This is a genomic window from Pseudoduganella sp. RAF19, assembly GCF_052114165.1.
Classification (GTDB): domain Bacteria; phylum Pseudomonadota; class Gammaproteobacteria; order Burkholderiales; family Burkholderiaceae_D; genus Rugamonas.
Genome location: NZ_JBFREF010000001.1, coordinates 488,754 through 500,174, shown reverse-complemented (window position 1 = coordinate 500,174; position 11,421 = coordinate 488,754). Strand labels below are relative to the sequence as shown.

Here is an 11,421-nt window from a genome sequence, read left to right as displayed (position 1 = left end):
AGCAAGTGAAACGCAATTACAGCCTTATCCTCGCTGGCGCGGTACTCGCCATGTCAGTCAACGCCGCTTACGCCGATGGGCCTTACCGCAATCCGGACAACAAGAGCCTGAAGGACGTTGGCGAGGGCACGTATCCCATTCCCTACAAGATGCCGCAGGTAGCGGAAATAACCGAGTCCCTGAACCGCATTCGCGCTTACATGGACAAGGTCACGCCGACCCGCGTGATCAGCAAAAAGACGGGGCAGCCGATCACCGATTTCAGCACGCCGGTAGCCGATGCGATCATCGAGCCTGCGCAAGGCGACTTCGGCATCATGGTCTACGAAATGGGCGTGGTGCACGCAGGCCTGATCAAGGCGCGCCAGGTGACGGGCGACGAACGCTTTACCGCCATGACGGAACGCCATCTGAACTTCGTCGTCCAGATGTACCCCTACTTCAAAAAGCAGGAAGAGATGTTCAAGCTGGAGCGCAATAACAGCTTTGCGCGCCTGATCGACCCGCGTTCGCTGGACGATGCAGGCTCCTACTGCGCCGCCATGATGCGCGCCCGCGCCAACAGGATCGGCCCGGATTTATCGCCGCAGATTGCCACCTGCACCGACTGGGTCGCCAACAAGCAGGTACGCCTGACGGATGGCACGCTGGCGCGCAACCGTCCGCAAGCCTGGTCGCTGTGGGGCGATGACTTCTACATGGGCGTGCCCGCGCTGGCGGAAGCCGGTCGCATGACGGGCAAGCAGGCTTACTACGACGACGCCGTGAAAAACGTGCTGAATATGTCGAAGTACCTGTTCAATGACCAGCTGGGCATTTACACCCACGGCTGGAATATCAACCATCCCGATGCGCCGCGCTTCTACTGGGCACGCGCCAATGGCTGGGCGGTGCTGGCCATGTCCGATCTGCTGGACGTGCTGCCTAAGAACCATCCCGGCTATCCGAAAGTGCTGGCGCAGTTGCGCAAGACGCTGAAAGGCGTGGCGGAACTGCAGTCGGGCGCGGGCTTGTGGCATCAAATGATCGACCGCAATGACTCTTATCTGGAGACGTCGGCCAGCGCCATGTTCGTGTACGGCATTGCACACGCGGTCAACGAAGGCTGGGTGAGCCCGACCACTTACGGCTCGATCGCGCAGGCCGGATGGCAGGCGCTTTCCGCGCGCATCAATGCGGAAGGCCAGGTGGAAGGCACTTGCGTCGGCACTACGTTCGCGGGCGACCAGACTTACTACTACAACCGTCCAACCAGCGTCCATGCGCTGCACGGCTACGGCCCGACCTTACTTGCCGGCGCCGAGATGATCCGTCTGATCACCAATCCGAAGATCGCGGTGGACTACAAGGTGCGCACTTATCACTACATGGATAAGGGCACCCAGCCCAATTACCGCGAACATCAATGATGCTTGCCTGACCAGGCCGCAAAGGCCTGGAGCGTTTTGGCGGGGCCGTTACCCCACCAGCCGTAGCCATTGCGGCGCTCCAGGCTCAGTTCATTGACGTCGTCGTGGATACTGCGGTCGCGGTCACCGAAAATCGGCTTCATGGTCGAAATATCGTAATAGCGCGACCACAGCGGGCCTGCGCCAGCCTTCACTACCAGCCTGCGGCCGGCATCCGGCGAGGCTGCCGTCCATTCCACATCAGGAACCGCTACGCGTTCCAGCCACGCGGCGCCGGCACGCACGGCTGCCGCAATGTCAGGCGACGGGTCGTTCAATCGCATCAGCACATCCAGCATGCGCGCCGTTTCGAAGCTGCTCAGCGCAACCGGCTCGAAATTGCGTGCGCCTGCGGGGACCAGCGTCAGCTCATCGTGCTGCTGGCACCAGCCTGTGCGCACACCGTTCACCACGATCTGAGACGCCAGGATGACGCGAATCGCCTTGTCCGCCGCGGCGCGCGCTTCGCCTGCCAGTTCAGGCGTGACGAAGGCATCGTCACCTTGCCGCGCAGCTGCATCCAGCAGCACTTGCAGCACATTGGAGAATGCATCGTCGTTGATCGTGATCGCGTCGTGATAACCGCCTTGCAGCGGATAGACTTGCGGGAATCCGCCGTTCGGGTACTGGGAATTGAGCAGGTAGCGCACACTCTTCACAAACGCCGCGCGATACGTCTCGCCTGCGGCGCCGGGCGCCTGCGCCTGCACGCGCGCGAGGAAGCGCAGCTCGGTGCTGGTCGCGTCGTTGTCGATGGTGCCGACGAAGTTCCAGGATTCCTTCGCGCCTTCGAAAGAGATGTAGTGCTGGCCACGTACGCGCACCGGACCGGATCTGTCCACGTTCTTGCCCCAGCCGCCTGCGGGCGTCTGGAAGCTGATGATATTGTCTGCCACGTGGCGCGCTTCCGGCGAGCCATACCAGGCTGCCGGACGATTCAGCGGCATGCCGCCGCCCGCCTTGCCGGACGGCGGCGCGGACGGAACAGGACCCACAATACGTTCGGCCGCCAACGCCGCCTGGTCCACGTCCAGCTGCGCTTGTGACTTCGCCAGGTAAGCGCGCCAGGCACCCTGCTCTGCCGCAGGCAAGCTCGCGATGCGTGCGTCGGTTAGCGGTTCTGCCGGGGTCATGTGGCCCAGCACCGCGGCATGCGCCGCCATCGGCGCGGCCAGGAGAACGAGAGCGGCGCGCTTCATGGCACCCTCACCAGCCGCACCGCCATGTAGGGCCGGCCAGGCAAAGGAATGCTGCGGCCATCCTTGTCGGCGAAGTAGTAATCGTCGTGCTTCCTGATCTCGAACACGCCATCCACCGGGGTGATCGTCATATTCCAGGTGTCGATCACCTCAGCGCGGAACTTCATGCCGTCCTGAAGGCCGGTCTTGAACAGCATCACAGGCCAGCTGGCCGGCTTACCGGTGCCGAAGTAGCCCAGATAGTATTGGGCATGTTTGCCGGCGAAGGGATAGTCCTGCCATTTGTCGATCGGCTCCAGTCCTTCAGCCGGACTCTCGCTCAGAATCTTGCGGAAGAAAGCAATGCGCTGCGGGCTCTGGCCACGCATAATGCCGCCTTTGGCCAGCCACATCATGCCGTTCGGCTCTTGATACGACTCGCTGTGGCCAACGTAAGTGCCGGCAATCGCGCCTTCCCAGAAACGCAGCACCATTTCTTCCGGTGTGAGCTGGCCCCAGCGGCGCGTGAAGTCACCTTCGTATTTCACCTCGTCGTACACAACAGGCTTGTTGTACACGTCCCGGAACAGCACCGCGCGTTCGAAGTCTTCGGCAATCGCGCCGCTTTGCACGCTTACGTGCGTTACCCAGGGTTTGGTGTGGTTGTAGATGACGAAGGCGTTGTGGATCGAGCGTAGGTGCTGGTAAGGGTCATTGGTCTGGACGGTCTGGAAATAGCTGTCCCAGTCCGCCATCGTCTTCTGTTTCAGGAAGTCGAACTCGTTCGCCATCGACCACCACACATTGCGATAGGCCGACAGGCGCGCGACGATGTAGCGCAGGTAGCGCTCATTCACATCGGCTGGCATGCGGTCAAAACCCCAGAAACCCTTATCGTAAGGGTGGAACAGGATCAGGTCCGCTTCAATGCCAATGTCCCGCAACTGGCCCACACGCTGTTCAAGATGGCGAAAGAAGTCGGGGTTAAAGCGCGTGAAATCCCAGCCTTTGGGCGGCTGCCCGGCGAATGGGTAGCGCGGCGGGACGTTCTTGTCGTCGTGGTTCGGAAATACCGCCATGCGGATTTTATTGAATGGCGACGATGCCAGCGTTTGCAGGGTTTGCCGCTCCAGCGCGTCGGTCTGGTGCGCCCAGGCATAGCTGGTCGTGCCGACCTGCCAGAATGGCGTGCCGTCTTCGTAGGCGAAGTGCCAGGTGTTCTTCACATGCACCGGGCCATGGTTGCCCGCAGTCGGCGTGACCGCCGTGATGCTGCCCTTCCTGCCATTCAGCTCGGGACGGTTACTGCGCGTTTCATACGTCCACTCGCCGACGGTATCCGGCATGAAGCGGATCTTGTACTTGCCGTCGCCATCGTAGAAGCCCGGCACCTTCAGCGTGCGCTGGCCCTGGGTGAAAGTTGCGGAGATATCCACGTCCATGAAGGGATTGCCGGCACTCGGACCGGCCAGCTCAATCTCCGCCGTTCCCCAGCGCTCGACAGGCGCCGCTTGCGCAAGCCCGCACAGCGCCACCAGCAGCAACAGAAGTCGCTTCATCATACGTTGTACTCCTTGCCCGCAATACGCACCTTGCTCAATTTGAGTCCCTGCACGTTGTAGGTGAACCACGGCGCTTCGGCATTGCGCGGCGTGCCGAAATCCGAATCGCTCACGCTGATGTTCGACACCGGCAGAATGGGCGTACCGGCGGCACCGTTGAAACTTGCTGCAACAGGACCAAGAATGACCATCGCCTGATAGCAGGAGAAATCCCCTTCAGCCGTCTTGACATTGCTGACGCGGACATTAGAGATGTGCACGTCTGATACCGAGGGTGGCCGTGTGCGCACGCTGTCGTCGTTTGGCGCGTAATCGCAGTCGATGGTGATGACCGCGCCGCCGCTGGTCGATGCTTTGCCCGCCAGCGGAGAACCCGGCAGCGTTTTGTAGAAGCGTCCACGCGTCTGGACGCCGTTGGGCAGCGTTACGTCGCGCACGTAGAAGTGGCGCAGATAACCGCCGCGATTCATATTCGTCTTCATGCGGATAGCGGTGCCCAGCGGATCGCGCTCCCAGAAAGCATTGCGGAATTCGATCTTCTGCGCGTATATATGTTCGATACCGCCTGCCATTTCGCTGCCCAGGGTGACTCCGCCATGGCCGCAGTTCATCACGCTGTTCTGAATCACCATATTGCGCGTCGCGCCGTACTGCGAATCCTTGTTCTTGCCGGACTTGATGGCGATGCAATCGTCGCCGGTATTGAACAGGCAGCCGTCCACCAGGACCGTGTCGCAGGACTCGGGATCGAAGCCGTCCGAGTTCGGCCCCATGCTGTCCATGCGCACTTTGGAGAAATGCACATTGCGCGAATTAACGGGATGATGAATCCAGAACGGCGAATGAATCGCCTGGTAGCCCTGCATCAGGACATCTTCGCAGTCGATGAATTCGATCATGCTGGGGCGCAGATAGTGCCCCAGGCCGAACACTCGGCGCGCAACGGGGAGGCCTGCTTCGGACAGAATCGGCAGGAATGTACCGTCGGCGCGCCAGTTGACGTGCATCTGCGGGGCGTTCGGCACCAGCGACTCGGCGTTGTTCGGGTTGGGCACGTTCTGATTCATTGCCCCCGGCAGCGCGCCAGCCGGATTCATACCCCACCAGCCATTGCCGCTGCCATCTTCAAATGGCACGCCGGCCTGGCCGTCGAGAATACTGGTCCAGTCGTCGCCGGTCAGGGCGATGTTTTTCTGGCCGCGCGCATACACCAGCGGCGAGAAGTTCAGGCAGTCATTGCCCTGCCAGCGCGACAGCACCAGTTTGCCATTGGCGCCGCAGTCGTAGTCGCCGTCACGCGCGAAGTCTTTCGGATTGGCGCTGAAGTAGACGTGCGCGCCGGCGGCCAGATGCACTTTCACGTTCGACAGCAGAACAATGGGGCCTTTGACATACCAGTTCCCGGCAGGGATCAGCACGCGGCCGCCGCCGGCCTTGCTCGCTGCGGCGATGGCGGCACGGATGGCGGGATGACTGTCGGGCGATTGCGGCGCCGGCGTATCCAGCTCGCCTTTGTGGCGGATCTCGACCAGGCCAGCAGACTTCACCAGCGAGCATGATTTGGCGCCGAAGTCGGTGATGAGGAAATCCTTCTTCGGGAAGGCCAGTGGTTTGGCGAAGCGATCGATGATCTGCTGCGCGCGAGCCCAAGGGTCGTTTTGTGCTTTGGCCAGCAATGGCAGGCCAGTTGCAGCCAGCGCGCCGGCAGTTGCGGCGCCTTTCAGCAGTGTGCGGCGTTGGATGGATGTGGTCATGGCGTTACGCGGAAGTAGTCGATGTCGAGGTGGCCGGTGCTGGTGCGGTCGCCGACGCTGAACAGGCCCATTTGCGCGCCAACCCAGCGTCCTTTGCTGGCGGCGAACGGTTGGCTAGCGGGCGTGAAGCTTTGTCCGTCAAGGCTGTAGGAAAACTGGACCTGCGCGCCGGGCCTGATTTGCATGCGCAGATTGAGCGCTGCGGGGGCGTCCTGCAGTACCACGCTGGCTTGTTCGGTGCAGCGCAGTGTGGCGGGCTTGCAGGTGGTGTAGACCAGCTGACGGTGGCCGTCTTGCTGGCGCAGGCCGAGCCAGGCGTAGCTCATGGCGTTCAGGATCAAGCCGGCACGGTCGCCATCCTTTGCGTTCGCCAGTTCGACGTGCGTGTCGACTGTGAATGCTTCAGCCGGCAGCTTTTGCGTGAGGATATTGGACGCGACGCGGACGAAATCATGCGCTGCCGGCGCAGCCAGGACCGGCATTCGCAGCCAGCCAGGACGCGCAGTCAGCGACGCCTGGGCGTCGGCCGGGTTGGCGTTCCACTGCCACTGCAGGCCGAGCTCCCGCGCGGAGAATTCGTCACTCGTCGCCGGCCCCCCCAGCGACAATACTGCCGCGCGCTGCCCGCCCGCAGCTCCGCCCGCCGCGGCCGCACCAAGCGCCGAGGGCTCCGCGCCGACCGACGCGGCCTGCGCGACCGCTGCGCGCCCTACCGCTGGCAGCGCGACCGCTGACTGCCCAAACGCCTGCTGCGCGGCTGCTGGCTGACCGGGGACCGGGTCGCGCCATGTGGCGACGGGGTTGCCGATTCCGGGCTTGGCGCCGGGTGCGCCGATCGCTGGCCAGCCGTCGCGCCATTGCATTGGCTGGAGGTGGACGATGCGGCCGTATGCCTGTTTATCCTGGAAATGCAGGAACCAGTCGCGGCCATCCTGCGCGCGCACCCATGCTCCCTGATGCGGGCCGTTGACCACAGAGCCGCCCTGCTCCATGACGACGCGTTCTTCGTAAGGTCCGCCGATCGCGCGGGAACGGAACACGGCTTGCCAGCCATCTTCCACGCCGCCAGCCGGCGCAAACACGTAATACCAGCCATCGTGCTTATAAAACTTGGGGCCTTCCAAGGTCTTGTAACCCGGCAGACGATTGCCGTCGATGACGACAAGGCCTTTCTCATCAAGCATACGCTGGCCGTCAGGAGACATCTGGCGCAACGTCAGCACATTGTTGAAGCCCGCCCGGCTCTTGGCCCATGCATGCAACAGATAAACCCTGCCATCGTCATCCCACAGCGGCGTCGGATCGATAATGCCCTTGCCCGGCAAGAGCAGATGCGGTGCGCTCCATGGACCTGCAAAGTTGGCGGCCGTGATCACGTAAACGCCGAAATCCGGGTCCGGATAGAAAATCCAGAATTTGCCGTCGTGATAGCGCAGGCATGGCGCCCACACGCCGTCGCCGTAACGCGGCACGGCAAAATGGGCCTCCGGCACCAGGCGCGGCAGCGCGTGACCGGCCAGCGTCCAGTTGACCATGTCCCTGGACGTCAGCAACGGCAGCCCCGGCACGCTGTTGAAGCTGGACGCAGTCATGTAATAGGTATCGCCGACGCGGATCGCATCAGGGTCTGAATAATCCGCATGCAGCACTGGATTCTGGTAATGGTCGAATACACGCAGACGATTGACCAGCTGTGCGGCCTCGCCTGCGCCGAGCACGCGGCCAGCCTTGCGCGACGACAGGTCGAGCGGCTTGCCTTCCAGGTCCATGGAGTTCGATTCGAACCAACCGGTGCCACCGCGCGGTTCTCCGCTCCAGCCGGCAGGCGCGATATGCGTGTCCATGCGGCTATTAATGTAGGTCACCTTGTCCCATGCAGTCGGCACGCCGAAACGGGCGAGGTAGATGGAGCCGGGCAGCGTATCATTGCCCGCCGGACCGGGGCCGTGGGTGAAACGGCTGTTCAGGAAGACAAAGCCGGGATCGTCCGTCCCTACAGTGCGTGCTTGCACGACGTATCCACCGCGTGCGGAGCCGCCGCTGTGGCCAAGCGAACGGATCTCGCACTCCTCGAACAATGCGCCATGGTTGAAGCCCCAGATGAAGTCAATCGTGCCGGCGATCAGGCTTTGGTAGAACCACGAGTAACCCTTTACCTGGATCGTGTCCTGCTCGCTGACAAAATTGGAATGCGTGGCGATGAAACGGCCTTCGCTGGAGAAGTTGACGGCTTCCGCTTGTCCGCCGATGGTCTTGCTGTTCCAGGTCGTGTTGAAGACCGTGAGCGTGTCCAGGGTCAGCATGTCGGCGTCTTCGATCAGGAAGACGGAACGGCCACCGTTGGCGCCAGGAGCCAACTGCGGCTGGCCGACGCCGCTGCCGGCGTTTCGGCCGTCGCTGTTCTCTTCGGCGATGACAACGCCTTCGCGGCTTTCGCCATGCAGAGTGACGTTGTTTTTGCCGCGCAGGTAAAGCAGTTCGTTGTAGCGGCCGTTGGCGATGTTGACGGTCACCGGTTCGTCACGCGGGACGTTGCGCATGACGTGATTTAGCGCGCCTTGCACGGTACGGAAGTCGGCGGCGCCGTCGTCATCGACCGTGATTACGCGGCTCGTCGGCGGCGCCGCGCGGGTGCGGAAGCGCCAGCCTGATGCCTTGCTGATGCCATCGAACGGCTTGTCCGCCAGACGTGCGCCTTTAAACAGGTTGCCGTCAACGGTGACGAAATACTCGGTGTTGTATGCCAGACGATTGTCATGAAGGCGGATTGTGGCCCTGCTGCCGTCCAGCTGGATTGGCTGCCAGCGTACGACGCGCGAATATCCGTCGGCGGTGGCGCCGATGGCGTTCACCTCATGGCCAACGTGAATTTCGTCCGCCAGCGCGTTATCCCTCGCGCGCCACACCCGCACGGTGCCCGCAACGCCAAGAACCGGGGCGGTGTCAAAGCGGAGCTGGAGGGTGCTGTCGACTGGCTGCCCGGTGGCGCCGGCGGCGGGCAAGGTGCGGCCCTGGAGCGCGTAGGTCTGGAGCGATGCCGCGAAGGCAGGCGCCACGCGGGCGCTCAGTGTGACGCCAACGTTGTTGTCGGCTTTACTGGCCAGTGTGATGGCCGCGTTGGCTGCGCGCCTGGGCGTGACCAGAAGCGCGTCGCCTTGCACCGCCACGCTGGCAACGGCAGGGTCGGACGAGCGGGCGGTGAACGGCGCAGTTCCGAGTCCGTCTCGGCTGGATGTGCGGACAATATAGCGCTGCGCGCCCTCGCCTGCCTGCAAGCTCAGTTGCAAGCCACGCTGCGCCAACCCGATACTGACAGGCGCCACACGCATGTCGCCCACACGCAGGTCGTCCACTTCAAAATCGCCGCCGCTGGCCAGCACGCCCACTCGGGTTGGCGGCAGTGAGGGCTCGTCCATGCCGATGGTGCGGAAACCGTTGACGTGCAGGGTGAGCAGATTGCGGTCGCGGTCCAGGCGCATCGTGTAGAAGCTGCCCACCGGATCGGCTTCGCGGCCCACGCGCTTGAGGTAGCGCAGCTTGCCATCTTCCATGCGCACGACGACCAGCGCGACGCGGTCGCTGCCCGGCGTAACGTCCAGGCCGAAGCCAAGCCAATTGCGTTCGTCAGCATACCCGGCGATGATCAGCCCCTGTCCGCCCGCTTGCGCAGGCCGCAGGCGGGCCTCGATGAAGTGGGCGCCCTGGCTGGCAGACTGGGTTTCTTCAGCGGGAATCAGGTGCGCTGCGCCATCTGCACGCGAGAACAGCACGTGATTCGGCGCCTCGGCCTGGGATCGAACGGCGGGAGCGGCGCCGGTCCAAGTGCCACTGCCCTGCTCAAAGTCGCGGCACCAGCCCGCGCCGCCGGGACAAGCCGCCTGCGCGGCAAACGATACGGTAGCCGCAGACGCCGCGGCGATCATTTTCAGGTTCATGGAATGCGGATAATGCGCAGAGCCATATACGGACGGCCCGGCAAAGTGATGCTGCGTTGATTCTTGTCAGCGAAGGTGTAGTCGTCGCGCTTCTTAATCTCGAACACACCGTCCACCGGCGTGATGGTCATATTCCAGGTGTCGATGATCTCGGCACGGAACTTCATGCCATCCTTCAGGCCAGTCTTGAACAGCACGAAAGGCCAGCTTGCCGGGGTCTTCTTGCCGAAGTAGCCAAGGTAATACTGGGCGTGCTTGCCGGCGAAAGGATAATCCTGCCACTTGTCGATCGGCTCCAGGCCTTCCGGCGGACTCTCGCTCAGAATCTTGCGGAAGAAAGCCAGGCGCTGCGGACTCTGGCCGTGCAGCACGCCGCCCTTCGACCACCACGCGATTTCATTGGGGTCCTGATAGGTTTCGCTATGTCCGACGTAGGTGCCTGCGATGGCGCCTTCCCAGAAGCGCAGCACCATTTCCTCCGGCGTGAGCTGGCCCCAGCGCTGCTTGAAGTTGCCTTCGTACTTCACCTCGTCGTACACCACGGGTTTGTTATAAGTGTCGCGCAGCAGCACGGCGCGCTCGAAATCTTCCGCAATCGCACCGCTTTGCACGCTGACGTGCGTCACCCAGGGCTTGGTGTGGTTGTAGAATACAAAGGCGTTGTGGATGGAGCGCAGGTGCTGATAAGGGTCGCTGGCCTGGACGATCTGGAAATAACTATCCCAATCCTCCATGGTCTTGCTCTTGACGAAGTCGAACTCATTGGCCATCGACCACCACACATTGCGGTAGGACGACAGGCGCGCGACGACATAGCGCAGGTAGCGTTCATTCACGTCCCTGGGCATGCTGTCGAAGCCCCAGTGGCCCTTATCATAAGGGTGGAACAGGATGATGTCGGCTTCGATGCCCATATCGCGCAGCTGTCCGACGCGCTGCTCGAAGTGGCGGAAAAAGGCCGGATTGAAGCGGCTGAAATCCCAGGTCGCAGGCGGCTTGCCTTCGAAAGGATAGAAGCGCGGCTCGTTCATATTGTACTCATAGCGCTTCGGAAAAACGGCCATGCGCATCTTGTTGAACGGCGCCGCGGCCAGCGTTTTCAGCGTTTGCTGTTCCAGCTCCTCGGTCTGGTGGGTCCAGACGTAGCTGGTGGTGCCGACCTGCCAGAACGGCGTACCGTCTTCATAGCCGAAGTGCCAGGTGTTCCGCACATGCACCGGGCCGTGATTGCCCGGACCAGCTGGCGTCGCGGTGATGCTGCCCTTCCTGCCATTAAGTTCGGCGCCATTGCTGTGCGTTTCATAGGTCCACTCGCCGACCGCATCCGGCATGAAGCGGATTTTGTACTGGCCCTCTCCATCGTAAAAACCCGGCACTTTCAGCGTGCGCTGGCCCTGCGTGAAGATAGCGTACAAATCGACGTCCATGAAAGGATTGCCGGCGCTGGGCCCTGCCAGCGAAATCTCGGTGCTGCCCCAGCGTTCAACGGTGGCGGCGTGCGCGAGGGAGCACAACATCATCAATAACAAGAAGAGTTTTTTCAT

At 62.3% G+C, this 11,421-nt stretch carries 6 protein-coding genes; 1 reads left to right on the top strand and 5 read right to left on the bottom strand.

Annotated features, from left to right (window positions below):
* Window positions 1–5: 5 nt before the first annotated feature.
* The gene (locus tag AB4Z19_RS02425; RefSeq protein WP_442023929.1) at window positions 6–1,409 is read left to right on the top strand and encodes a glycoside hydrolase family 88/105 protein; all 1,404 of its coding nucleotides are present in this window, start codon (window positions 6–8) and stop codon (window positions 1,407–1,409) included.
* Here the strand turns inward: AB4Z19_RS02425 and pelA are convergent.
* The 5 genes from pelA to AB4Z19_RS02400 are packed head-to-tail and all read right to left on the bottom strand — an operon-like array spanning window position 1,403 to window position 11,421.
* Window positions 1,403–2,647: a pectate lyase gene (gene pelA / locus AB4Z19_RS02420; RefSeq protein WP_442023931.1), complete on the bottom strand. Its 1,245-nt coding sequence runs from the start codon at window positions 2,645–2,647 to the stop codon at window positions 1,403–1,405. The genes AB4Z19_RS02425 and pelA overlap by 7 nt on opposite strands.
* Window positions 2,644–4,188 (bottom strand): DUF5060 domain-containing protein, encoded by a 1,545-nt coding sequence (locus AB4Z19_RS02415; RefSeq protein ID WP_442034137.1) that lies wholly within the window; start codon window positions 4,186–4,188, stop codon window positions 2,644–2,646. Before AB4Z19_RS02415 ends, pelA begins: the two co-directional genes overlap by 4 nt.
* Window positions 4,185–5,942: a glycoside hydrolase family 28 protein gene (locus tag AB4Z19_RS02410; protein ID WP_442034135.1), complete on the bottom strand. Its 1,758-nt coding sequence runs from the start codon at window positions 5,940–5,942 to the stop codon at window positions 4,185–4,187. The genes AB4Z19_RS02415 and AB4Z19_RS02410 overlap by 4 nt, the downstream gene beginning before the upstream one ends.
* Window positions 5,939–9,877 carry a pectinesterase family protein gene (locus AB4Z19_RS02405; protein WP_442034134.1) on the bottom strand — a complete coding sequence of 1,313 codons (3,939 nt, stop codon included), beginning with the start codon at window positions 9,875–9,877 and terminating at the stop codon, window positions 5,939–5,941. The genes AB4Z19_RS02410 and AB4Z19_RS02405 overlap by 4 nt, the downstream gene beginning before the upstream one ends.
* A complete protein-coding gene (locus AB4Z19_RS02400) occupies window positions 9,874–11,421 on the bottom strand; it encodes a DUF5060 domain-containing protein (protein ID WP_442034132.1) in 1,548 nt (515 codons plus the stop codon). Before AB4Z19_RS02400 ends, AB4Z19_RS02405 begins: the two co-directional genes overlap by 4 nt.